Origin of the sequence: Hyunsoonleella jejuensis, from assembly GCF_900111025.1 — a bacterium.
Classification (GTDB): domain Bacteria; phylum Bacteroidota; class Bacteroidia; order Flavobacteriales; family Flavobacteriaceae; genus Jejuia; species Jejuia jejuensis.
Window position 1 is genome coordinate 106,162 of record NZ_FOFN01000003.1, and the last position, 24,706, is coordinate 130,867.

Consider the following 24,706-nt stretch of genomic DNA (forward strand, 5'->3'; position numbering starts at 1 on the left):
TCAATTCTAAATAATAAAAGATTAAAAACAAACCAATTATGAGTATAATAGTTAGCGTACACGCAAGACAAATTTTAGATTCAAGAGGTAACCCTACCGTTGAAGTAGATGTAATAACAGAAAACGGCGTATTAGGAAGAGCTGCAGTACCATCTGGAGCATCAACTGGAGAGCATGAAGCTGTAGAGCTACGTGATGGCGGCGATACCTACATGGGTAAAGGTGTATTAAAAGCCGTAGAAAATGTAAACACTAAAATTGCTGAAGAATTACTAGGAGTTTCAGTTTTCGAGCAAAACTTTATAGATCAAACCATGATTGATTTAGATGGAACACCAAATAAATCAAAATTAGGGGCTAACGCAATTTTGGGAGTATCTTTAGCAGCAGCGAAAGCAGCAGCGAATGAATTAAATATGCCTTTGTACCGTTATGTAGGAGGAGTATCTGCAAATACACTGCCAGTACCAATGATGAATATTATCAATGGAGGTTCTCATAGTGACGCACCTATAGCGTTTCAAGAGTTTATGATTATGCCAGTTAAGGCTAAAAACTTTACGCACGCTATGCAAATGGGGACGGAAATTTTCCATCATCTTAAAAAAGTGCTACACGACAGAAATTTAAGTACTGCGGTAGGTGACGAAGGTGGTTTTGCGCCAACTTTAGATGGTACTGAAGATGCTATTGAGACTATAGGTAAGGCTGTTGAAAATGCAGGATATAAGTTTGGAGATGAAGTTAAGATTGCTTTAGATTGTGCTTCCGCTGAATTTTTTGTGAATGGAAAATATGATTATACCAAATTTGAAGGCGATAAAGGTATGATTAGAACTTCAAAAGAACAGGCTGAGTATTTAGCCCAATTAGCAGAAAAGTATCCAATTATTTCTATTGAAGATGGTATGGACGAAAATGATTGGGAAGGTACAAAATATCTTACCGAATTAATTGGAGATAAAGTGCAGTTAGTAGGAGATGATTTATTTGTGACTAATGTTGAACGTCTATCTAAAGGAATTGAAAACGGGATTGCAAACTCTATATTAATCAAAGTGAATCAAATAGGTTCATTAACTGAGACTATAGCAGCGGTAAATATGGCAAAAAATGCAGGATATACCTCGGTAATGTCTCACAGATCTGGTGAAACTGAAGATAATACTATTGCAGATTTGGCAGTAGCATTAAATTGTGGGCAAATAAAAACAGGTTCTGCTTCACGTAGTGATCGTATGGCAAAATACAATCAATTGCTTCGTATAGAAGAAGAATTGGGGTCTGTGGCCTATTTTCCTCAAGAAAAAGCGTTTAAAGTAAAGCAATAAAAGAATTTTAAATATACTGTCATTACAACGATGACAGTTTAGGAAACAAAAAAACCATTGGTTATTTCCAATGGTTTTTTTGTTGAGCCTATTAACAATTTACCTATTTAAGTTTTTTCGATATATACAGTCTTCTATAAATCAAAAATACATCCTTTTTTAAGCAAGTTAAGCACATAAAAAAGTCTAGAATACCTCTAAAAAGAAAAACCATTTAAAGTAAATCTTCAAATGGTTTTAATATTTTTTAATAGGTGTTTAATTAACTAATAGCTAGTTAATAAAATTCAACGGTTTATCTAAAATCTAAACTCTAAACCCGCGTAAGCTCCAAACGGGTGCCCAGGTCTTAACCCTGCCGGCACTCTTGAAACCGCATATGTTTCATCTAAAAGGTTGATGATATTTCCTGTAACGCTTAGGTTTTTATTTAGATGGTATTTTCCAGAGAAATCAAAAATTAAATTTGAGGTCACCCCGTTTTCATCTGTTATTTTTTCTGTTCCGGCAGTTGTTCTAAAAGCACCATTGAATCTCGCGTTTACATTTAATTCAAAAGATTTATGTTCTAATCCAATGGATGCATTAAATTGATGTTTAGCAATATAAGGTAACTCATCACCTTTAGTAACTTCACCCCACAAGTCATCATCACTACCAAAGCTATTTAAAAATTCGGTGTCAGTATAGGTGTACCCAAAAGTAAGTGGCAAGTTAAATCTCGTATTTTTCTCCAATACGTTATAATTCAATAATAATTCAATACCCCTTACGGCTACTTCTCCGGCGTTAAATTGATCTAGAGAACCAGTACCACCAGTTGCGGCCAAATCACTGCCTAATAAATTGCTGTAATCGTTGTAAAAAGCAACAACATCACCTCTAATTCCTTTAAAGTTAAAACGAGAGCCTAATTCATAGTTAATACTTTCTTCTGCTTGTTGGTCTGGAGCATTTCCCGGAGGTGAAAATCCTTTATGCACACCACCATATACCGATGTGTAAGGGTTGAACTTGTAGTTAAAACCAATTCCTGGAATAAAAATATCAACGTTGTTTTCTCTTACCGCTAAATTACTCCCGCTTCTGCTCGCATCGTTTGTACCAAAATCCTCTCGTTTTAAAATAATATTCTCATAGCGAATACCAGGGGTTAACGTAAGGTTGTTGTATTTAAATTTATAAAGAACAGATCCAGCAAAGGCGTTGGCGCTACTAACTCTGTTGGCGTCACTACCCCCTGGGCCATTAGATGTTAGATTCATTTCACCATTAATTATATTGTACCCATCTTTCCATTGAAAACGGTCCTCTTCATCATAATGGTAACGTAAACCAATTTCAAGGTCATGAAACACATTAGCGCTAGCCCAATGTATGTCAAATTTAGTTTGAATTCCTTGAGATTTATATCTTCTGTTATTCGCTTTTAAAATGATAGCATCAGAATCAGAATCTACAGAACCATTTACAATGGCAAAATGATTGGGGTAGGAACTCGGGTCTTCAACAATTGAAGCTATCCCAACCTTATCACCATTAAAAACAATATCATTAAGCTTGTACCAATTTCTTGAGAACCCATTATAATAAGCATCTGTTGTAATTCTGAAATTTTTTGAAAACTCTAACTCATGACTTGCTGTAAACTGAATGTGATCATTCGTCATTTTATCATCTTGTGAACTTGCGTATCGACTAAAAGGATTCAAGTTAAAATCATTTTGAGAGAGCCCCAAGTAGGTTTCATTAGACACTTCGTCAGAATATTGAAACTTAAAGTTAACTGCTTGTTTGATGGCAGCCTCAGGGTTGGAGTTTAACCTAAATTTTGCAACAACATCATTTTTGTCAAAACCGGTGTTGCTAGCGTCAGGTAGATTTTTAAAGCCATCCGAATTGAAGTTTAAAAACTCTAAAGAGTATCCAAAATTAGATTTACTATCGCCAATTTTTGCATGTATTTGGCCAGTATTAAAGCTACCATAGCTCGCTCTGATGCCACCTTTAAATGTATTAGGTATTTGGGTACTCACCAAATTTATGGCACCACCAGTTGTAAAAGGACCATATTGAATTTGGCTACTTCCTTTTAAAATTTCTACAGCTTGCATTCTTGCAACAGATGGGAAATAATAAGCGGCAGGAGCACTGTAGGGCGCCGGAGCAATTAAAATACCATCTTCCATAATTGAAATTTTTGCACTACGCTCAGGAGATGTTCCTCGTAAGCTAATATTGGGTCTTAAGCCAAAACCATCTTCTTCATATATGTTAACACCAGGAACGGATCGTAGTAAGCGATTAATATCGGTATAGTTAAATTTTGCAATTTCTTCTGGGGAGATATAATACGAGGATCCTGTTCTGTTTTTGGCTTCATATTTATTTCCAAAAATAACTTGTGTGCTAATAAGTACTTGATCTAATTTTTGTATTGAATCTTTAGCTTTTTCTTCTTGTGCGTATAAAAAACTAGTAAATATTAGTGCGATTAACGATAACTTAGCTTTCATTTTATTTAGACTGATTAAAAATAAGATTTAGTTTTCGCAGGCAAAAATAAACATGAATTTTAGTTTCACAAAGTTTATTTAGAACAAATAAAAATAAAATTTATAATCTGTTGACATGCAGTCTTTTACTAAAGTTAAATTTTTGTTATACAACTATAATTAAATTTCAATTAGCTGTTAGTCTCTAAAAAAAGTGTAAATTTGCACGCAATTAATTGAATAGTCCAAGAAAATTATTCAAGTAATTTTTACCAAAATAATTGTCCTTCTCATAATAGTGAGAAATTAAATTAATTGCATCATGACTGCACATCAAAACAAAATTCTAGGTGAAGGTTTAACTTACGACGACGTTCTTCTAGTTCCTGCTTTCTCAGAAGTTTTACCTAGAGAAGTTAGTATTGCTACTAAGTTTACCAGAAATATTACCATTAACGTCCCTATTATTTCGGCAGCAATGGATACTGTTACCGAGAGTAAAATGGCAATAGCCATGGCACAAGAAGGCGGTATTGGTGTGTTGCACAAAAATATGACTATTGAAGCACAGGCAATGAAAGTACGTCGTGTGAAACGTGCTGAGAGTGGGATGATTATTGATCCTGTAACCTTAACATTGACTGCCACCGTGGCTGATGCAAAGCTAAACATGGCAGAGCACAGCATTGGAGGTATTCCTATTGTTACTGAAGACGGCACACTAAAAGGTATTGTTACCAACAGGGATTTACGTTTTGAACATGATAATACCAAGTCTATTGCAGATGTAATGACCAGCGATAGGTTAGTTACTGCACCAGTAGGCACCTCTTTAAAAGATGCTGAAATTATTCTGCAAGAACATAAAATTGAAAAGTTACTAATTGTTGATGATAACTATAAACTATCTGGTTTAATCACCTTTAGGGACATTACAAAATTAAGCCAGAAACCAAATGCGAATAAAGATGAATACGGACGTTTGCGTGTTGCTGCTGCCATAGGTGTTACTGCCGATGCGGTTGATAGAGCTGCAGCTTTAGTAAACTCAGGCGTAGATGCAGTGGTTATAGATACAGCTCATGGTCATACAAAAGGCGTGGTTAGCGTATTAAAAGATATAAAGAAAAAATTTCCACAGTTAGATGTTATCGTGGGCAATATTGCTACTGGCGAAGCAGCAAAATATTTAGTTGAAGCTGGCGCAGATGCTGTAAAGGTAGGTATAGGTCCCGGGTCTATTTGTACTACACGGGTTGTTGCAGGCGTTGGGTTTCCTCAATTTTCAGCCGTTTTAGAGGTTGCTGCAGCTATAAAGGGGTCAGGTGTTCCTGTAATTGCTGATGGCGGTATTCGTTATACTGGTGATATTCCAAAAGCTATTGCTGCTGGGGCAGATACTGTGATGTTAGGATCACTCTTAGCGGGAACGAAAGAATCTCCTGGAGAAACTATTATTTACGAGGGTAGAAAATTTAAGTCTTACCGCGGTATGGGGTCTGTTGAAGCCATGAAACAAGGGAGTAAGGACCGTTATTTTCAAGATGTAGAAGATGATATTAAAAAATTAGTACCAGAAGGTATTGTTGGGCGTGTGCCATATAAAGGAGAATTGAACGAGAGTATTCATCAATTTATTGGCGGCTTACGTGCTGGTATGGGTTATTGCGGTGCAAAAGACATTGCTTCGCTTCAGGATAAAGGGCAATTCGTTAAAATTACAGCGAGTGGTATTAACGAAAGCCATCCACATGATGTAACGATTACTAAGGAATCACCTAATTATTCAAGGTAGGACAGCATATTATTGGGTTTTAAAACTGATTGAATCATCGACTTTTAATCCCCATATATCAGATAAGCCAGCATTTATTTCTAACACATATTTTGCGGGACCACCAGACGGAAGCGACATCTCATCAAAAGGTTTTGCATTTTTTTGAAAGCTTAAAATCTTTTTATTTGAATTGATATAGATAATGTCTAAAGGAATTCTAGTATTTTTCATGTAGAAAAAACGCTCTTTTTCATCTTCAAAAATAAAGAGCATACCTTGTTTGGTATCCATTCTGCTACGATACATCAAACCTGTTTGAATATCAAAATCGGTATCAGCAATTTCAATGTCTAACACAACTTTTAAAGAGTCAGTTTCAGTTTTATAAATAGCTAGCTCGCCTTCTTTTGTAAACTTAACTTCGGTTTGTGATACCGTTTTCTTCTCGTCTTTGCAAGACGTAAAAATAGTAGAAACACTTAATACTATAAGAATAGCAATTAAAAAAGATTTCATTTTTAGCGTACAGTTGTTTTTGGTTTGTATTTAAACATAAAATATAGCCCCAATAGAACAAAAGGAATGCTAAGCAGTTGTCCTGTGTTTAAATCCCAAGCAGCTCTATTTTCTACTTGTGCTTCTTTCACGAATTCCACAAAAAATCGTACCGTCCATAACAATACTAAAAATAGGCCAAAAAGAAACCCGGTTTGGTCTCGTTTGGCTGTTTTAGAGTAGAAATACCACAAAATTAAGAATACAAATATGTAGCAAAACGACTCGTATAATTGCGCTGGGTGCCTGTATGGTACAGCTGCCAGTAACTCCGCATTATTAGCTATGGCGTTATAAGCTTCTTGAACATCTTTAATGCCAGTAAGCCTAACAGCTTCATATTTATTATAGTGGTCTTGAATAAAACGCACACCTAAAGGAAAATCCCCAGAAGCTTTACCGATAATTTCAGAATTTATAAAATTACCAATTCTAACAAAAACTGCACCTGATGCTACGGGTATAACTAAGCGGTCTAAAATCCACAACAACGATTTGTAATTGTATTTTCTGCGGTATAAATACATTCCAATAATAATTCCTATTGCTGCTCCATGGCTTGCTAGCCCTTGAAAGCCTGTAAATTCAACACCATTCTTAAAACTAAATGGAAGGAATATGCTGAAAAAATCTTCTTTAATAAGTTCAGATTGGTAAAACAAAACATGTCCTAAACGTGCACCCAACATAGTAGATAATACCACATAGATAAACATAGGGTCTAAATACTCTAACTTTACTTTTTCTTTGGTATAGATACGCTTCATAATGTACCAGCCCAGTACGAAAGCAATAACCCACATAAGGCTATAAAAGTGAAGTTTAAAATTACCAATAATATCTATTCCTGTTAAGGGGTTCCAGTCGAACTTTAGTGCGTGCATGTGTATGATTTTACTCTGTAAATATAAAGGTTTGACACCATTTAAGTGTTAAAATTTTGTTTAGCTATTTAGCAAGACTTAGAATTTCTACCTCAAAAATAAGATTGGTTTTTGGCGGAATCCCACGACTTCCGGCCTCACCATAACCCAAGTGATATGGAATAAATAATGTCGCTTTATCCCCTACATTAAGTTGTTGCATGCCTTCTTTAAATCCTGCAATCATAGGCGCATCAGGGCTCAAATCTGCCTTAATAGGTACATATCGGTTTGCAGCTTTTTTTCTTTCATTTACAGCATCTAAAGCTTCGGCCAAAGACAAATTACTCGTGTCTAACAAGGTGCCATCATCAAAAAACAAAGCATAATGCGTCATAGCTTTTGAAAACACTTTTAGTGGTTCACCGTCTCCTTTTTCAGAAATGAAATATTTTAAACCAGACTCTAATGCGATAGCTTCTTCTTTTTGTTTTTCATGTTTTGCTCTAGTGTCAGCTTTTATCTTTTTCTTACGCTCTTTTTTGACTTTTTCTCTTTTTTCCCGTTCAACAAAATGCTTTTCAAATACTTTGGGTGCATCAAATTTTTTAGCATCGCTTCCTTTTCTAATAATATTTAGTTGATTGATAATTACACTATCCAAGGGTTTATTGTTGGCATCGGTTTCAACATTCGAAATAGAGTCTTGTACATCTAGGCCCATAACCAATTCTCCAAAAACACTATAACGATTATCTAAATCTGGTCGAGGCACTTCAGTAATATAAAATTGGGAGCCGTTGGAGTTAGGTCCAGGATTTGCCATTGCTAAGACTCCTGGCTTATCATGTTTTAAATCGGGATGGAATTCATCCATAAAGCGATATCCAGCGCTACCATTACCATTCCCTAATGGGTCTCCACCTTGAATCATAAATTTATCAATTACTCTATGGAAAATTAAGCCATCATAAAACTTTTTTTCTTTGTATTTCTTAGCAACAAGTCTATTTGTTCCTTCTGCCAAAGAGATAAAATTCGCTGAGGTAACTGGTGCTTTTTTATAGTGCAATTTAGCCACCATTTTACCTTTTGTAGTATTAATTTCAGCATAAATACCATCTTCTAATTCTGAATATTGCGATTTGCAACTTGCTAGAACTAGGGTGAAAACCGCTAAAGTATAAACGGTTATCAAATTTAACTTAAGCATGTTAATTGTCTTGTGTTTTGGTAATTGAGTTGACCGTCACTTCTGCAATAAGAGGCACATTGGTGCCTATTTTACCTTCATCGCCATAGTAGCCGTAAGCTTTTTGGGATGGGAACAAAAAAGTAACTGTTTCTCCTGGTTTCATCAACTTTAAACCTTCGCGCAGGCCAGTGAACAGTTCTTGTTTATCCATAGCATATTCTAAGTTTTTAAAATGGTCTTCAGGATAAATTAAGTTCCCGTTAAGATCTTTTAAATTGTAGGAGTAGTTTACAATATCACCAAAATCGGGAGTTTCTAAGGTTTCTTCGGCAGATTGTGAATTATAGTAGTACCAAAAACCATTTTCGGAGGCAATATACGCATTGCTATCGTTGGCCGACATAATTTCTAGAATTTGCGCTTGCTCCTTGGCATTAAGCTTTTTGTTGCGTTCAACAGATTCATCAATAAATGAGCCAGTTTTTACTGAAATTGGCTTGCGTGCTTCTGGAGTTTTACAACTGAAGCAAAAGACTACTATAAGTATTAAAGTGAAAAATTTATTCATGATTTAGGGCATCTTTATATTGAGGCAATATACTAAGAAATTTTTCAACCGTTGCATCGAGTGGTGTTTCACTGCGTCCTCCGGCAGCATTGTTATGTCCTCCGCCATTAAAATGAGCCCGAGAAAACTCGTTTACCGAAAAACCACCTTTGGAGCGTAAGGAAATTTTAATAATGCCTTCTTGCTTATCCTCAATAAAAATTGCAGCAAAAATGATGTTTTCTAAAGATAAGGCATAATTTACTACGCCTTCGGTATCACCTTTCTTATAATCGAATTTACGCAATTCATTCTGAGTTAAGGTGATGTATGCGGTTCTTAATTCTGGTAGTACTTTTAAGTTGGTTAAGGCACACCCTAAAAGTTGTAATCTATTATAGCTATTTGTGTCATATACATTATTGTGGACCTCTGCATTTCTAGCACCTTTATCAATCAATTCTGCGACAATCCTGTGGGTAGTGCTAGTGGTTGACGGGAATCGAAACGACCCCGTATCGGTCATTATACCTAAATATAAACACGTTGCAATACTTACATCAATGTTATCGGCATCATCCAGCATGTCTATAAAATGATATACCATTTCACAGGTAGAACTCATAGACACGTCACTGTAAGTGTAAGCAGCATAGTCATCGGGTTCTTGATGGTGATCGATTAAAATTTTTATGGCTTTTGAAGCTTCTAAGGCAGGTTGCATTTGTCCTGTTCTGTGAAAAGCATTAAAGTCTAAGGTGAAAATTATATCGGCATCTTTAATAGTCTTGTTGCTCACTTCTGTTTGACTATCATATTTCAAAATAGTGTCCTCACCAGGTACCCATTTTAAAAATCCAGGATAGTCATTTGGAGTTATTACTTGAGCGTTGTGATTGTGTTTTTTAAGATAATGATATAAGCCTAATGTAGAACCAATAGCATCGCCGTCAGGGTTTTTGTGGCATACAATTACTATGTTTTTTGGTGTGCTTAATAACGCTTTAATAGCGGAAATGTCGTTTCTATTCATAGGAAACGAAGATACAATTTTTTAGACTTGCTTTTTATTGAAAATACCTTACTTTTGCGCCAAATAAAAAATGAAATGGCAACAAATAGAACATTTACAATGCTTAAACCAGATGCAGTTGAAAAAGGGCATATTGGTGCAATATTAGAAAAAATTACAGCTTCAGGGTTTAGAATTGTAGCAATGAAGTTAACGCAGATGACTAAGGCAGACGCCGAAACATTTTATGCGATACATAACGAGCGTCCGTTTTTCCCAGAATTGGTGGGTTATATGACGCGTGGTCCAATAGTAGCGGCAATATTGGAGAAAGATAATGCCGTGGAGGATTTTAGAACCTTAATAGGTGCAACAAACCCTGCTGATGCTGCCGAGGGTACCATTAGAAAGATGTACGCAGATTCGATTAGCGAAAATGCAGTACACGGAAGTGATAGCGATGAGAATGCAGCCATTGAAGGTGCATTTCATTTCTCTGGAAGAGAGCAGTTTTAATTTAAACTTGAAGCATAAAAAACAAAAGCCCGAGACTAAGTCTCGGGCTTTTCTGTTTAAAAAAGTATAATAATATGTCTTAAACTACTTTTACGTTTACTGCATTTAAACCTTTTCTGCCTTCTTGAAGATCGAATTCAACGCTATCGCCTTCGCGAACTTCGTCAATTAATCCAGAAATGTGAACAAAATGTTCTTTTTCTGATCCTTCTTCTGTTATGAATCCGAATCCTTTAGAATCGTTGAAAAATTTTACTGTACCTGTACTCATTGTATTTGTATTAAATTAATATATGTTAGTGTTTGCAAAGTTCGTACCACAAAAAAAGTCTATCAAGAAACTGATAGACTCTTAGTTGTAAGTGTTAAAGTATAATATATATATTAGATTACTTTTACGTTTACTGCGTTTAAACCTTTTCTACCTTCCTGAAGATCAAATTCAACGTTATCGCCTTCGCGAACTTCGTCAATTAATCCAGAAATGTGAACAAAATGTTCTTTGTTTGAACCTTCTTCGATAATAAATCCAAATCCTTTTGAATCGTTGAAGAATTTTACTGTTCCTGTACTCATGTTAAAAAAATTAAATTATTAAAGCCACAAAGGTACTGTGTAAAAACTTTAAAAATCAATTAATTACATTTTTTTTTGGATAATTTTCAGGAAAATCTCTAAAAGGCTTGCTAACAGTAGTGTTAGCATAAAAGCTATTTAATGAATAGGAACTTGTTGTTAACGTAAAATAAGCTTTTTTATAAGATTTTGTCCTAATTCTTCGTTAAGCATGTCAATAATTTTTTGCTTGCCGTAGCTTAATTCTTCCCTAAGCACGCTGGAACTGAGTTGTATATATAGCGTTTCGCGTTCTAGTTTTACCGAAGTGGTATAATTATTTACACCATTGCCCATTAATTTTGCCCAAGCTTCGGCAGCATTCACTTTATTAAGTCCTTTTTCTAGTTTGTTAGTTTCTAAAAACTCTTTCAATGCGTCTTTAATACTGATATGGTCGTTGTGGCGTTTGGGCATGGTTAAAGTTTAAATATTTCATAAGATTGATGCACCTGCTTTACAGCATATTCAGTTCTATCGGCATGAGTATCGCTAATAAATAACTGCCCGAAATTCTCGTCGTCTACTAATTTAATAATTTGAGAGACACGTTGTTCGTCAAGCTTATCAAAAATATCATCCAGTAATAGAATAGGGTTTACACCGCTTTGTGCTTTTATAAAATCAAACTGTGCCAATTTCAATGCAATTAAAAACGATTTTTGTTGTCCTTGGCTTCCAAACTTTTTTACTGGATGCCCTTCAATATTAAACACCAAATCATCTTTATGAACGCCTACACTGGTGTATTGTAGCGCCTTGTCTTTATTAATATGTTTTACTAATAATGCGTTCAAGTTGTCTTCAGATAAATGGCTTTCATACACTAAATCTACCGACTCATTACCATTACTAATTGCCTCGTAACGAGACTTAAAAATGGGAATAAATTCTTTTAAAAATGCATTTCGTTTTTCAAAGATTACCGTCCCGTATTCGGTTAGTTGGGCGTTATAAACGTCCAAAGTATCTGCATTAAAGGTGTGGTTCAATGCAAAATATTTTAATAGGGCATTACGTTGTGCCAGGACTTTATTATAGTTTATTAAATGCGATAAATAGCTTTTGTCACTTTGTGAGATCACACTGTCTATAAACTTACGTCGTGTGCTGCTGCCTTCAATAATTAAATCCCTATCCGCAGGCGAAATAATAACTAACGGTAAAAACCCAATGTGCTCACTAAACTTTTCGTAGGCTTTACCATTGCGCTTTATTACTTTTTTTTGTCCACGTTTTAGGCTAATGACTATTTTTTCGGATTTATCATCTTTTTCATAATCTCCGTTTATTACAAAAAAATCTTCATCATGCTTAATATTTTGAAGCGCTACAGGGTTGAAATAACTTTTTCCGAAGGAGAGGTGATAAATAGCATCTAAAATATTGGTTTTACCAACACCATTATTTCCAACGAAACAATTAATCTTTTCATTGAAATTAAAAGACTGACTTTCAAAATTTTTATAGTTGACTAACGAAAGTGATTTTAAAATCATTAAATAGCGTAACTTAAAGCGTGGTTAATTCAAAAATATAGCAAAAAGAAGTGCAAATTATTGAAAAATAACAAATAAATAGCCTTTTAAATCACAAGAAAAATTATATTTTTGCGCGATATTAATTTTGAATATATGGCAACTTATAATAAAAGAGGATACAAACCTAAAACCAAAGCGGAGAAGGAGCAAAATATAGAAGAGGGATCAACTACTGCGGAAGTTTTTAATACCTTGGATGAAACAGCATCGAAGACCGAGGCGTTTGTAGCAAAAAATCAAAAATACATTTTCATTATTGTTGGTTTAGTTGCAGTTGTGGTTCTGGGATCTTTAGCATACAAAGAATATGTTGCTAAGCCTAAGCAGCTAAATGCAATGAACGATATGTTTCAAGCTCAGAAATATTTTAATGAAGCGGTAAATGGTGTTGCGAAAGATTCTTTATTTAATTTAGCATTAAACGGCGGTGAAGGTAAATTTGGAATGCTGGATATTATTGAGGAATACAGTGGTACACCTGCCGCAAATTTAGCCAACTACTATGCAGGAACTGCATATTTAAGATTGAAGGATTACAAAAATGCTATTGCATATTTAAGTGAGTTTGATAGTGATGATGAAGTACTTGCACCTTTGGCTAAAGGAAATATTGGAGATGCGTTTGTACAGTTAGAACAAAAAGAAGATGCTTTAAGTTACTACGAAAAAGCTATTGCCTTACGTGACAATGGGTATACTACACCAATGTATCTATATAAGGCTGGTGCTTTAGCTTTAGAGTTAGGGCAGGCAGATAAAGCTCTAGGGTATTTTAAAAGAATAAAGAACGATTACCCAGATTCTAGTGAGGCGGCTACAGTTGATGTATTTATAGGAAAAGCACAGGTTTTGGCAAGCAAGTAATATGGCAACCGCAAATAAAAACTTATCACATTACGATAAAAACACAATCCCAGACGCGAGTAAATTTCGGTTTGGGATTGTTGTTTCAGAGTGGAATGCGAATATTACCGAAGGTCTGTATAAAGGTGCCTACGATGCGCTTATTGAAAATGGTGTGCAACCTGCCAATATTGTTCGTTGGAATGTCCCTGGAAGTTTTGAGTTAGTTTACGGTTGCAAAAAAATGCAAGAGCAAATGGTAAATGCCGTAATTGCAATTGGAAGTGTAATTCAAGGTGAAACAAAGCATTTTGATTTTGTTTGCGAAGGTGTTGCTCAGGGTATAAAGGACCTTAATGTTATGCGCGAAACACCGGTTATTTTTTGTGTACTTACCGATAATACAATGCAACAAGCTATTGAGCGCTCTGGAGGCAAACACGGAAATAAAGGTACTGAGGCCGCTATTGCAGCTATTAAAATGGCCGAACTTCGAAAGAATAGTTAACTCTAAAAATGCCAAAAATATAAATTACAAATTCCAATGGATTGAGATTTTGCTTAGCACAAATTTTGGGTTTTAGTATTTTGAAATTTGGTATTTGCAACGCTTTTTGTTAACAATTTTTAGCACTTCGCTCCAGTAATTCTGGGCTTTTTTAAGTATTTTTGAGAGATAAGCGTAACAAACGTGTTTAAGCAGCGAAAACATAAAACCTTTAATTATAAACCTCGGTTTTCCAAAGAAGATAAAGCCTTTGATGCCAATGAAGAAGAACGAGAGTATTTATCAAAATGGCGCAGGGAAAGCGGTAAAAAGGTTAGAGGTGGTATATCGATGCGTTTTTTAATATTGGCTTTGGTATTATTATTGATTTGCATGTACTTATTAGAAAAAAAGTATATGTAAGGTAAAAGCTAAGACTCATGGGAATATTAAAAGTTAGAAAAAATAAGAAATTTAGTTATACGCCTCGTTATTATAAGGGTGAAGGTAACCCTTATGAAATTAAGCATAAATTTGATGAGCACAGAACTACGGTAGGAAACAATAACGGACTAAAGTCTAAGTTTGTTAACGCTATAAACGATTATAAAACCAATGAAAATAAGGAAGCCAATAGGCGTGTGCTAATTATTGTAGCAGTTTTAGTATTGGTGTTTTTATTCATTATAGGTTTCGATTTATCTATTTTCTTTTCATAACTCTTTATGGCAGACATCATACAACTTTTACCAGACCACGTAGCAAATCAAATAGCCGCTGGAGAAGTTGTACAACGTCCTGCATCGGTTGTTAAAGAATTACTTGAAAATGCTATTGACGCAGGTGCCGACGTTATAAAACTTATTGTTAAAGACGCGGGTAAAACGCTTATTCAAGTGATTGATAACGGTAAGGGTATGAGCGTTACAGACGCACGCTTAAGTTTTGAGCGTCATGCTACTTCAAAAATTAGAAATGCTGATGATTTATTTCAATTAAATACCAAAGGGTTTCGAGGTGAGGCCCTGGCTAGTATTGCCGCTATTGCGCATGTAGATTTAAAAACTAAACAAGAAGGGGATGATGTTGGTACTGCAATACTTATTGAAGGAAGTAAAGTGACGTCGCAAGATGTAATAGTTACGCCTAAGGGCACCTCTATTGCAGTTAAAAATCTGTTTTTTAATATACCTGCTCGACGTAATTTTTTAAAGTCGAATACCGTAGAATTACGCCATATTATTGATGAGTTTCATCGCGTAGCTTTAGCACATCCCAATATAAGTTTTTCACTTTTTAACAATGGTAGTGAAACCTTTAATCTTCCAGTAAGCAATTACAGGCAACGTATTGTAAATATTTTTGGAAATAAGACTAACGAGAAGCTCGTGCCTGTTGAAGAGGATACTGAGGTTTTAAAAATTTCTGGCTTTGTATGTAAACCAGAATTTGCAAAAAAAACAAGAGGTGAACAATATTTTTTTGTGAATGATCGCTTTATTAAAAGCGCCTATCTTAATCATGCTATTTTATCGGCGTTTGAAGGTTTATTAAAACCAGGTACGCACCCTAGTTATTTTTTAAACCTACGAGTAAATCCACAAACTATTGATATTAATATTCATCCTACAAAAACCGAGATAAAGTTTGATGATGAACACACGTTGTATGCTATTTTACGATCGGCTGTAAAACATAGTTTGGGTCAGTTTAATATAGCACCAGTTTTAGATTTTGAACGCGACGCCACACTTGATACACCATATGGTCATAAGGAATCTAATACAAAAGCTCCAAGAATTGAAGTGGATAGCAATTTTAATCCGTTTCAGGATGCTAAGCCAAAAGGAGTAGGTAGGCAAACCACATCATTTAAGCCCACCCCTAATAATTGGGATAGTTTGTATGTGGGATTAGAGTCTAAAAGCAATGGGTCTACTGATTTTCGTGAAGTCACTTTTGAGAGTGATGATACGGTAAGTTCACTTTTCGAAGAAAAAGAGTCTAGTGAGAAGGCCAACGCCACATATCAATTTCATAATAAGTACATAATAAGTGCTATAAAATCTGGTTTATTGGTAATAGACCAAAGTAGAGCCCATCAACGTATTTTATATGAGGAGTTTTTAAAGGATATTACTGTTAAGGAAGGTGTAAGCCAACAATTATTATTTCCTTTAGAATTGCATTTTTCTTCTCAAGAACTTGACATCGTAAAACAGTTAAAAGAAGATTTAGAACACACAGGTTTTGTGTTTTCTAATGTTACTGAAGAATCCATAGAAATAAAAGGTGTTCCAGTTATGGTGCCAGAAAGTGAAATTTCTATCATCCTCGAACAATTGATAAGCGATGTGCAAAACGAAGTGCCCGATGCTAATTTTAGTGCTACCGATTTATTGGCAAAATCTATGGCGAAGAGTTTGGCAATAAAAACAGGGCAAACGTTAAAAAAAGATGAACAAGAACATATTGTAAACAAATTATTTGCCTGTAAGGAGCCTAATGTATCACCCACTAATCGCGTGACTTTTATCACCATTGGTGTTGATGAATTGGATAAAAAATTTATATAAATTATGATGAGGATTTCAGATACTGTAAAACACTTAATTATCATTAATGTGATAATGTTTGTAGGTACTGTAGCAATTGGCGAAGGGCTATTTGCTAATTGGTTTGCAATGCATTTTCCTAAAAATGAAGCGTTCCAGCCATGGCAAATAGTAACGCACATGTTTATGCATGGGGGGCTAATGCATTTAGCGCTTAATATGTTCGCACTTTGGATGTTTGGTACACCAGTTGAACAAGCATTGGGCTCCAAACGCTTTTTATTTATATATTTTTCTGCGGGATTAGGTGCGCTAGCCTTACAATTGGGAGAGTATTATTTTAAGTTTATACCAGCTTTTAATGAACTAATTGCAGCAGGTTTTTCTGAGACCGAAATATTAAATATGTTTGCTAATGGCAGAGGGGTAAGGGGCATGAGTGCAATTCAAGTAAATGCGCTGCAAGAAGCATTTAATTTTTATACGGCCACCATGGTAGGCGCCTCAGGTTGTATTATGGGTATTTTAGCTGCTTTTGGAATGATGAACCCAAATGCAGAATTAATGCTTATTTTTCTGCCTATACCTGTAAAGGCAAAGTATTTTATTCCTGCAATTCTGGCTTTAGAAACTATTTTAGGATTTTCAGGGCAGTCAATTTTTGGAGGTGCAAACATTGCGCACTTTGCGCACGTTGGTGGTGCTATAACAGGCGCTATCATTATGTGGTACTGGAAAAAGACACAGTTTAATAGAAATCGTTGGTATTAAATGACGTCACTTAATCAAGATATAAAGGAAAAATTGGTACGACTCAATGTTCTTGAAAAAATCATTGTAATTAACGTACTTGTTTTTGTTGTAGGAGTAATTTTTAAACCATTTTTGGCGTGGTTGGAGTTGCCTAGTGAGTTTAGCGGTTTTGTCTTCAAGCCATGGACGATTATTACGTATTCATTTGTACACTATGGTTTTTTACATATGGCATTAAACATGCTATGGTTGTATTTTTTAGCACGTATGTTTCTTAATCTATTTTCGTCAAAAATGGCGCTGAACATTTATTTTTTGGGCGCTATTTTTGGAGGGATTCTTTATTTATTATTTTATGAATTTCTACCTAAAAGTCAAATCAATGTGCCTTTGGTTGGGGCATCTGCCTCAGTTAGGGCTCTGTTGATTTTTCTTTGTGCATACATGCCCAATAAAGAAGTTAGGGTAATAACTTTCAATATTAAACTATGGTACATTGGTGTTGCAATTCTAGCAATAGATGTATTAGGGCTTTTAGGAGGTAACGGCGGAGGTTCATTAGCACATTTAGGTGGTGTTTTCTTAGGGTATTTTTACGCAAAACAACTAACCAAAGGTAACGATATTGGTAAAGGCTTTGAGAAATTCATGGACAGTATCGTCAATTTTTTTAAGTTTAAAAAGAAAAGTCCTCTCAAAACCGTTCATAAGAATAAAAGCAAGGTTGGTGGTTATACTAAAGCCGATTTTAATGAGTTTAACAATCAGAAAAAGATTGATGTTATTCTAGATAAGATAAGTAAAAGCGGTTACGACAGTTTAACAGCCGAAGAAAAAGATTTCCTTTTTAGAGCAGGGAAGTAAAACGTATGAAAAAAGCAAGTTTTATTGATAAGGTGTTGTGGTTCATCAATAGACTAATAGCTGCTATTTTATTGCTCTCTTATGTGCTTCCTTTTTTACCTCCCAAAACATTTTCGGTACTTTCTGTTTTAAGTTTAGGAGTTGCATTGTTAATCCTTATCAACGTTTTGTTTTTTTTATATTGGTTAATAAAGCTTAAAAGGCAATTTTTATTGTCTTTTGTTGTTTTGGCTATTGGATACTTTTCATTCGGGTCGCTCTACAAGTTTTCGTCTTCAAAGAGTATTGATGCGCCAAATAATTTTAAAGTAATGAACTACAATGTGCGGTTGTTCAATTTGTATAAATGGATTCCAGAGGATCGTATTGAAACTAAAATTGTAGACTTAATTAAAACAGAAGCTCCGGATATTTTAAGTTTACAAGAGTACCATCCACATAAGAATGTTGATTTATCTTTTTTCAAGTATAAATATGAAAAGCTATCCGGAAAAAAAACAAAATACGGACAAGCGATATTCTCGAATTTTCCAATAGTGAATTCCGGTTCGGTAGAGTTTCCTCAAACATCAAATAATGCCATTTACGCAGATGTGATTATTAAAGCTGACACTGTAAGGGTTTACAATATTCATTTGGAGTCAATGCGCATTGATACAAAAGCAGAGAATTTAAAAAAGGAAAACTCTGAACGTTTGTTTAAACGTGTTGGTAATGCGTTTAAAATGCAGCAATTTCAATCTGAACTTTTTTTAATTCATAAACAACAATGCAAGTATAAAATGATTATTAGTGGAGACTTTAACAATACGGCATTCTCTTATGTTTACAGAGCCATTAAAGGCGATTTAAATGATACGTTTAAAGAAGCGGGCAATGGTTTTGGGAGAACTTACGACTTCAAGTTTTTTCCAGTTCGAATTGATTTTATTTTTTCAGATGATACGTTTGAAGTGAATCGTTTTAAGGCGTACAACGAACATTATTCTGACCATTATCCGATTATGACAACACTTAATATTAAGGAGTAGGGTACTCTTTTACATTAAAGCACAATCTACCGAGTCAGAGATAATGTGTATAACCAATCCTAGGCCTACAAGTCTGGATTTCTTCGGAAAACATAAAAAAATATAAAACAAAATAGGAAACGAGGAATGCAACGGATGAAATCCAATGCTGCATCTGTTCGGATCAAAAACAGGTGTTGCTAATACATGATCAATATCTATTAATAAACCTGCTAGCATTATAAAATAAGCTACTTTCCAATTTGATTTAAAAAACAGAAGTGCTACTGCCAAAGGCAAAAGAAAGTGAGAGCCATAATGAGCTAGTGATTGTATCATTAAGCTAGAATTATGGATTGAGATTCTAAATAATTTAAGGTGTTGGATCCCTCATTAAATAGCAAGTCCAAAATACTTAAATTAGGAATAAATCCATGTTTGTTTGCAAACACTTGGGTGTAGGCATCAAAGTTTTGAGACGTTTCTTTTTTAGCGTTTACAAGATGTCTTAAATCTAATGTATCGTTTATTTCTTTTTCGAATGATGATGTTTTAGAAACAGATACACCTAATTGCAAACAATCACAAACAATCTCAAAGCATTTTAAATTAAAATCCATAAGATACTCTGTTTCTTCAAAAAATAAAGGCTTTAAGTCGTCTTCATAATATTCAAAAAAGGGTGAGGTATGGTAAGCAGACAGCAATGATTTCCAATGATGTAACTGCCACTTTTCTTCATTAAAAATTTTAACGTCTTTATATTTTTGTCTGTTTTTTTGGGAATAAATAACGGGGATATTCAAAAGCATTTTTCCATTCGCGCCATAAATATAAGTGCGATTGCGATACGTCTGTTTTACAAAATTGTCTTCCATTTCCCAAACGAGATGACTCGCTTGAGCTATGGCTGCAAAATTTGCAATATTTGGGAAGTATGTGGGGTGAAGCACAATATTTTCCATGGTGATTCTTTTATTCCTTCGAAAGTTGGTACTTCAAAAAATAGAAGCTTTTAGATGTTAGTACTTAAACTTAAAAAAAAAGCCTTAGGCTTTTGCCTTCTTGCGTTTACGCCACTGGCTGTAACCTATCCATCCAATCAAAAGCACTAAAAACGGAACAAAGTATGATGTTGCTTTGCCTTTACCGTGCACAGTAGTAAAAAAGCGTTCCCATCTTGGGTTTTTTATGCCATCCCAACTCATCCAAATAAACACAGCTTTACCAAACACATGGTTATAAGGCACAAAGCCCCATCGTCTTGCATCTACTGAGTTGTGGCGGTTATCACCCATCATCCAATAGTAATCTTGTTTAAAAGTATAGGTATTTGCAACCTCTCCATTAATTAAAATTTGATTGCCTTGTACTTTTAATGTATTGCCTTCGTATTCTGTAATTACACGTTTATATAGAGGTAAAACCTCCAAATTAATATCAACTGTGGCGTCTTTTTTTGGAATGAGTAATGGGCCGAAAAAGTCTATATTCCAATGATAATTAGGATGATGTGGAAAGATATCAGGGTCTCTAACACCTTTTTCTTGCTTGTTTACGGTGATATCAACAACATTAGGATGATTTTTAAATTTTTCTAAAGCCTCATCCGATACTGCCGGAAAATAATAGTTAGAAAACTGTCTATTTGTTGGGTAAGCACCATCTGTTATATCATATCTTTCCGCTAACCAATTTGGATTAAATTGATGTGTTTTTGGTGTTACATTATAGCTAAATTGAAGTTTAGCCCTATCTGGTAATTCGTTTTGTTTGCCATTAATAAATACATAGCCATTGCGCACTTCTAAAGAATCTCCAGGCAAGCCAACACAACGCTTTACTAAATTGGTTTTTTTATCAATGGGTTTGTAGTAGTTTCTATCTGGTTTAAAGATATTCATATCTCGTAATGTATCCGCAGGTTGATTAAACACCACGATATCGTTACGTTTTATCTTTTGAAACCCAGGAAGGCGCATATAAGGTAATTGCAACTTATTGATCCAAGATGTTTTGCGTTTTTCAAAATTGTCGTTAAACGCATACGATTTTACATCTAATAAAGGGATAGTATCGTGCACCATTGGTGCAGCTACTGTAGTCATGGGTACGCGCGCTCCGTAATGAAATTTACTTACAAATAAGAAATCACCAACCAATAACGATTTTTCTAATGATGAGGAAGGAATAGTAAAGGGTTGCATAAAATAAGTATGCACTATAGTTGCTGCAACGATGGCAAATAAAATAGAGCTCGTCCATTCCCCTGAGCCAGATTTTGGCATTAAATTTCTATCCTCAACATAGGTAACATCGGCTACATAGTTCAAGTAATAATTATAAAATCCCAAACTTACAACGGCTAAAAACGTATCTAAGTAGGTGTTTTTCCCAAAACTTCTAGCGGTTTCTACCCAAACAACCATAAGCATTATAAGGTTCACTATTGGTAGAAACAATAAAATAATCCACCACCAAGGACGATTGATGATTTTCATTAAAACTACACCGTTATACACAGGTACGAAGGCTTCCCAAGCCTGTCTACCTGCTTTTTGGTATAATTTCCATGTACCTAATCCATGTATAATCTGAATAATCAGCAAAAAAATGAGCCACTGCGTATTAGTCATTGTTCGTATTTTATTTTAAAGCCAGTTAGAACCTAAAGCTTCAGTTTTGTTACATTTTTATGTAGGTATTAACCAATATTTAACACATCATTCATCGAGAAAACACCTGTTCTGCCAACAAGCCATTCTGCTGCTACAACAGCACCTAATGCAAATCCTTGTCGGTTGTGGGCAATATGTTCTATACTAATACTATCCACTTCGCTTTCATATGTCACGGTATGTGTTCCAGGCACATCTTCAATACGTTTTGCTACAATTGGTATCGTTTTATCTTCATCGCTACCAAGCTTCCAGTCATCATAATTCACATTGTTTTCGATAACACCTTCCGCCAGTGTAATAGCCGTACCACTAGGGGCGTCTAATTTTTTGGTATGGTGGATTTCCTCCATGGTAACATTATATTGCCCCAAATTACTCATCATTTTAGCCAAGGTTTTATTCAATTCAAAAAAGATATTAACGCCTAGGCTAAAATTTGAAGCATAGATAAATGCACCATTTTTTTCTTTACAAAGTGAAAGGGCTTTATCGTAATCTTCTAGCCAACCTGTTGTACCAGAAACCACAGGCACATTGTTGTTTAAGCAGTTTGATATATTGCCAAATGCCACAGAAGGAATACTGAAATCTATGGCCACATCTGCTTTGGTAATATCGTAATCTTTATCATCTTTATCTACTTTAAGAACGATATTGTGACCACGTTTTATGGCTATTTTTTCAATGGTTTGGCCCATTCTACCATATCCAAGTAAAGCTATATTCATATACTATTGTTTTGCCTAATGCCCAATATGGGCTAAAATTTCCAATTTAAACTTAAACCAACGGTACTACTTCTGTCTATATCGTTAAGCTCATAATGCGGCGCTAAGGTAAGATTTTCATCAACATTATACTGCAACAAATGGGCATCAACATTTGCATCAATAATATTTAGTGCATATAAACCAATGGTTACTAAAAGCGAAATCTCTTTATTCCGCCTAAATAAACGTTGAGCACGTCTTAAACCATCTTCGGTAACCCGCTCAGATATAACATTTCCGTTTTCATCTAAATTTAAAAATTCATCATCCTGGAATCCTGCTAATCGTCTTCTGTAGGCGTCTCTGTAACGGCGATATTGCTCATCGTTTGTTAGATAAAAATACATGCCGGTTCCTAAAGCACCATAAACAATCGGGATTTTCCAATATTTTTTGTTGTAAGCTTGTCCTAACCCAGGTAAAACTGCCGACAAAAACGCTGCTTTTGCAGGTCGAAGCGGGTCAATAGTTTTAGATTTAATAATTGTATCAGCAACTATTATAGGTGCAGGGATGCTATCTTGGGATGTTTTATCATTTTCTTGTGAAAAGGACAAAAAACAACCAACTATAGCAAAAACAAGTGCTATTAAAAGTTTATTCGGCACGTTGCACTAATTTTTTAATTCGGTTAAAATCTTCTTCAGAATGAAATGGAATAATGATTTTTCCTTTTCCGTTTTTAGAGACTTTAACGTCAATTTTATGTCCAAAGTATTCTGAAAAATCTTTTATGCCTTTTTTAACATGCTTTGGGATATCATCAGAACTACTTTGTTTTGAAGTGCTTGTAGAACCTTTAGTCTCAGAGTTATTATGCTGTCTTACCAATTCTTCAGTTTCCCTAACAGAAAGCTTTTTTGAAAGAATGTCTTCGTAAATATCCAATTGTTCACTTTGATCTTCAATTGCTATTAGGGCTCTACCGTGCCCCATAGAAATAAATCCATCACGCATTCCTGTTTGAATGATAGGATCGAGTTTTAAAAGACGCAAATAATTGGCAATAGTAGAACGTTTTTTACCAACACGCTCGCTCATCTGCTCTTGCGTGAGGTTTATTTCATCAATTAAACGCTGATAGGACAGCGCAATTTCAATTGGATCTAAATCTTGTCGTTGAATGTTTTCAACCAAGGCCATTTCTAGCGATTCTTGGTCGTTTGCAATCCTAATGTATGCGGGAATAGTTTCTAAGCCTACCAGTTTTGATGCGCGATATCGACGCTCTCCTGATACCAATTGGTATTTGTTAAACTCTATCTTTCTTACCGTAATGGGTTGAATGATACCAAGTTCCTTTATGGATGAAGCAAGTTCACGAAGCGATTCTTGGCTAAAACTTGTGCGAGGCTGAAACGGATTAACCTCTATAGCATCGATATCTAGCTCCACAATATTGCCGATAACTTTGTCAGCATCCTTGTCCTGAACAGATTTAATATCGTTACTTGGGTCTTTTAAAAGTGCCGATAAACCTCTGCCTAAAGCCTGTTTCTTAGTTGCCTTCGCCATAATTTAGGAGTTTTTAGTAATAATTTCTTCAGCTAAACTTAAATAATTACTGGCACCTTTACTACCTGCATCGTAATTAATTATACTTTCACCATAACTTGGAGCTTCACTTAAACGCACATTTCTTTGAATTATCGTACTAAATACCATGTCGTTAAAATGCTTTTGTACTTCCTCTACTACCTGATTGGATAACCTAAGTCGCGAATCGTACATCGTTAGCAGTAAACCTTCGTAATCCAAATTTGGGTTGTGAACTTTCTGTACGCTTTTTATAGTGTTTAATAGTTTTCCTAAGCCTTCCAAAGCAAAATATTCGCATTGAATGGGGATTAAAACCGAATCTGCAGCTGTTAAAGCATTCAATGTTAATAAACCGAGAGATGGTGCGCAATCAATTAAAATAAAATCGTAATCATCTTTAATATCTACCAATGCCTTTTTTAGCATATACTCGCGTTCATCTTTGTCTACCAATTCTATTTCAATGGCTACCAAATCTATATGTGCAGGTATAATATCTAGATTTGGGGTTTCTGTTGAGATTATAGATTCTTTAGCAGTATTGGAGTGTTCTAAAAGTTGATACGTACCAATTTCTACACTTTCAACATCAACACCTAGCCCAGAGCTAGCATTGGCCTGAGGGTCAGCATCTATTAATAGTACTTTTTTCTCTAAAACACCTAAGGAAGCCGCTAAGTTTACTGAAGTAGTAGTTTTGCCTACACCTCCTTTTTGGTTAGCAATTGCAATGATTTTGCCCATTGATCGATTTGGA

28 protein-coding genes are annotated in these 24,706 nt (G+C 35.0%); 11 read left to right on the plus strand and 17 right to left on the minus strand.

Annotated elements, in window-relative coordinates:
* Window positions 1-38: 38 nt before the first annotated feature.
* Window positions 39-1,331, plus strand: coding sequence for a phosphopyruvate hydratase (gene eno / locus BMY39_RS10560; protein WP_092579423.1), 1,293 nt, complete (start codon window positions 39-41; stop codon window positions 1,329-1,331).
* A 299-nt stretch (window positions 1,332-1,630) separates the two neighbouring features.
* Here the strand turns inward: eno and BMY39_RS10565 are convergent, their stop codons facing one another.
* Window positions 1,631-3,847 (minus strand): TonB-dependent receptor family protein, encoded by a 2,217-nt coding sequence (locus BMY39_RS10565; RefSeq protein WP_092579425.1) that lies wholly within the window; start codon window positions 3,845-3,847, stop codon window positions 1,631-1,633.
* Window positions 3,848-4,148: 301 nt separating this feature from the next.
* Between BMY39_RS10565 and guaB the strand changes: the two genes are divergently transcribed.
* Window positions 4,149-5,621, plus strand: coding sequence for an IMP dehydrogenase (gene guaB / locus BMY39_RS10570; RefSeq protein WP_092579427.1), 1,473 nt, complete (start codon window positions 4,149-4,151; stop codon window positions 5,619-5,621).
* Between the two features lie 9 nt (window positions 5,622-5,630).
* Here guaB and BMY39_RS10575 read toward each other — a convergent pair whose 3' ends face one another.
* The 5 genes from BMY39_RS10575 to BMY39_RS10595 all read right to left on the minus strand — a co-directional run bounded on the left by BMY39_RS10575 (window position 5,631) and on the right by BMY39_RS10595 (window position 9,796).
* Window positions 5,631-6,119 (minus strand): DUF192 domain-containing protein, encoded by a 489-nt coding sequence (locus tag BMY39_RS10575; RefSeq protein WP_092579429.1) that lies wholly within the window; start codon window positions 6,117-6,119, stop codon window positions 5,631-5,633.
* Between the two features lie 2 nt (window positions 6,120-6,121).
* Complete coding sequence (lgt, locus tag BMY39_RS10580; RefSeq protein WP_092579431.1) at window positions 6,122-7,042, minus strand: prolipoprotein diacylglyceryl transferase; 921 nt, start codon at window positions 7,040-7,042, stop codon at window positions 6,122-6,124.
* A gap of 64 nt (window positions 7,043-7,106) precedes the next feature.
* Entirely contained in the window at window positions 7,107-8,234 is a 1,128-nt protein-coding gene (locus BMY39_RS10585; protein ID WP_092579433.1) for a peptidylprolyl isomerase, read from the minus strand.
* A 1-nt stretch (window position 8,235) separates the two neighbouring features.
* Window positions 8,236-8,784, minus strand: a complete 549-nt coding sequence (gldI, locus tag BMY39_RS10590; RefSeq protein WP_092579435.1) for a gliding motility-associated peptidyl-prolyl isomerase GldI — start codon at window positions 8,782-8,784, stop codon at window positions 8,236-8,238.
* Complete coding sequence (locus BMY39_RS10595) at window positions 8,777-9,796, minus strand: DHH family phosphoesterase (protein ID WP_092579437.1); 1,020 nt, start codon at window positions 9,794-9,796, stop codon at window positions 8,777-8,779. Before BMY39_RS10595 ends, gldI begins: the two co-directional genes overlap by 8 nt.
* A 75-nt stretch (window positions 9,797-9,871) precedes the next feature.
* Between BMY39_RS10595 and BMY39_RS10600 the strand changes: the two genes are divergently transcribed.
* Window positions 9,872-10,291 carry a nucleoside-diphosphate kinase gene (locus BMY39_RS10600; protein ID WP_092579439.1) on the plus strand — a complete coding sequence of 140 codons (420 nt, stop codon included), beginning with the start codon at window positions 9,872-9,874 and terminating at the stop codon, window positions 10,289-10,291.
* A gap of 79 nt (window positions 10,292-10,370) precedes the next feature.
* Here BMY39_RS10600 and BMY39_RS10605 read toward each other — a convergent pair whose 3' ends face one another.
* The 4 genes from BMY39_RS10605 to recF form a co-directional block, all read right to left on the minus strand.
* Window positions 10,371-10,562 (minus strand): cold-shock protein, encoded by a 192-nt coding sequence (locus tag BMY39_RS10605; protein WP_092579441.1) that lies wholly within the window; start codon window positions 10,560-10,562, stop codon window positions 10,371-10,373.
* A 113-nt stretch (window positions 10,563-10,675) separates the two neighbouring features.
* Window positions 10,676-10,867: a cold-shock protein gene (locus tag BMY39_RS10610; protein WP_092579443.1), complete on the minus strand. Its 192-nt coding sequence runs from the start codon at window positions 10,865-10,867 to the stop codon at window positions 10,676-10,678.
* A gap of 159 nt (window positions 10,868-11,026) precedes the next feature.
* Window positions 11,027-11,323: a DciA family protein gene (locus BMY39_RS10615; RefSeq protein WP_092579445.1), complete on the minus strand. Its 297-nt coding sequence runs from the start codon at window positions 11,321-11,323 to the stop codon at window positions 11,027-11,029.
* Between the two features lie 2 nt (window positions 11,324-11,325).
* Window positions 11,326-12,405, minus strand: a complete 1,080-nt coding sequence (gene recF / locus BMY39_RS10620; protein ID WP_092579447.1) for a DNA replication/repair protein RecF — start codon at window positions 12,403-12,405, stop codon at window positions 11,326-11,328.
* Window positions 12,406-12,540: 135 nt separating this feature from the next.
* Between recF and BMY39_RS10625 the strand changes: the two genes are divergently transcribed.
* From BMY39_RS10625 to BMY39_RS10660, 8 genes are all read left to right on the plus strand, one after another.
* Window positions 12,541-13,311 (plus strand): tetratricopeptide repeat protein, encoded by a 771-nt coding sequence (locus tag BMY39_RS10625; protein WP_092579449.1) that lies wholly within the window; start codon window positions 12,541-12,543, stop codon window positions 13,309-13,311.
* A 1-nt stretch (window position 13,312) separates the two neighbouring features.
* Window positions 13,313-13,798, plus strand: a complete 486-nt coding sequence (gene ribH, locus BMY39_RS10630; RefSeq protein ID WP_092579451.1) for a 6,7-dimethyl-8-ribityllumazine synthase — start codon at window positions 13,313-13,315, stop codon at window positions 13,796-13,798.
* A 183-nt stretch (window positions 13,799-13,981) separates the two neighbouring features.
* Window positions 13,982-14,200 carry a hypothetical protein gene (locus BMY39_RS10635; protein WP_092579453.1) on the plus strand — a complete coding sequence of 73 codons (219 nt, stop codon included), beginning with the start codon at window positions 13,982-13,984 and terminating at the stop codon, window positions 14,198-14,200.
* Between the two features lie 17 nt (window positions 14,201-14,217).
* Window positions 14,218-14,496, plus strand: coding sequence for a riboflavin synthase subunit beta (locus BMY39_RS10640; RefSeq protein WP_092579455.1), 279 nt, complete (start codon window positions 14,218-14,220; stop codon window positions 14,494-14,496).
* 6 nt (window positions 14,497-14,502) lie between these two features.
* On the plus strand, window positions 14,503-16,353 hold the full coding sequence (mutL, locus tag BMY39_RS10645; RefSeq protein WP_092579457.1) for a DNA mismatch repair endonuclease MutL: 1,851 nt from the start codon (window positions 14,503-14,505) through the stop codon (window positions 16,351-16,353).
* A 3-nt stretch (window positions 16,354-16,356) separates the two neighbouring features.
* A complete protein-coding gene (locus tag BMY39_RS10650; protein ID WP_092579459.1) occupies window positions 16,357-17,103 on the plus strand; it encodes a rhomboid family intramembrane serine protease in 747 nt (248 codons plus the stop codon).
* The gene (locus BMY39_RS10655; protein ID WP_092579461.1) at window positions 17,104-17,949 is read left to right on the plus strand and encodes a rhomboid family intramembrane serine protease; all 846 of its coding nucleotides are present in this window, start codon (window positions 17,104-17,106) and stop codon (window positions 17,947-17,949) included.
* A 5-nt stretch (window positions 17,950-17,954) separates the two neighbouring features.
* A complete protein-coding gene (locus BMY39_RS10660) occupies window positions 17,955-18,980 on the plus strand; it encodes an endonuclease/exonuclease/phosphatase family protein (protein WP_092579463.1) in 1,026 nt (341 codons plus the stop codon).
* 9 nt (window positions 18,981-18,989) lie between these two features.
* On the opposite strand, the gene BMY39_RS10665 is transcribed toward BMY39_RS10660, so the two are convergent.
* From BMY39_RS10665 to BMY39_RS10695, 7 genes are all read right to left on the minus strand, one after another.
* On the minus strand, window positions 18,990-19,298 hold the full coding sequence (locus BMY39_RS10665; protein ID WP_092579465.1) for a DUF6122 family protein: 309 nt from the start codon (window positions 19,296-19,298) through the stop codon (window positions 18,990-18,992).
* The gene (locus BMY39_RS10670) at window positions 19,298-19,924 is read right to left on the minus strand and encodes a WbqC family protein (protein WP_092579467.1); all 627 of its coding nucleotides are present in this window, start codon (window positions 19,922-19,924) and stop codon (window positions 19,298-19,300) included. Before BMY39_RS10670 ends, BMY39_RS10665 begins: the two co-directional genes overlap by 1 nt.
* A gap of 84 nt (window positions 19,925-20,008) precedes the next feature.
* Window positions 20,009-21,595 (minus strand): signal peptidase I, encoded by a 1,587-nt coding sequence (lepB, locus tag BMY39_RS10675; protein WP_092579469.1) that lies wholly within the window; start codon window positions 21,593-21,595, stop codon window positions 20,009-20,011.
* A 68-nt stretch (window positions 21,596-21,663) separates the two neighbouring features.
* A complete protein-coding gene (gene dapB / locus BMY39_RS10680; RefSeq protein ID WP_092579471.1) occupies window positions 21,664-22,368 on the minus strand; it encodes a 4-hydroxy-tetrahydrodipicolinate reductase in 705 nt (234 codons plus the stop codon).
* Between the two features lie 32 nt (window positions 22,369-22,400).
* Window positions 22,401-23,018, minus strand: coding sequence for a DUF5683 domain-containing protein (locus BMY39_RS10685; RefSeq protein WP_092579473.1), 618 nt, complete (start codon window positions 23,016-23,018; stop codon window positions 22,401-22,403).
* Window positions 23,008-23,925, minus strand: coding sequence for a ParB/RepB/Spo0J family partition protein (locus BMY39_RS10690; protein ID WP_092579475.1), 918 nt, complete (start codon window positions 23,923-23,925; stop codon window positions 23,008-23,010). The genes BMY39_RS10685 and BMY39_RS10690 overlap by 11 nt, the downstream gene beginning before the upstream one ends.
* Before the next feature lie 3 nt (window positions 23,926-23,928).
* Complete coding sequence (locus tag BMY39_RS10695; RefSeq protein WP_092579477.1) at window positions 23,929-24,693, minus strand: ParA family protein; 765 nt, start codon at window positions 24,691-24,693, stop codon at window positions 23,929-23,931.
* Window positions 24,694-24,706: the final 13 nt, after the last annotated feature.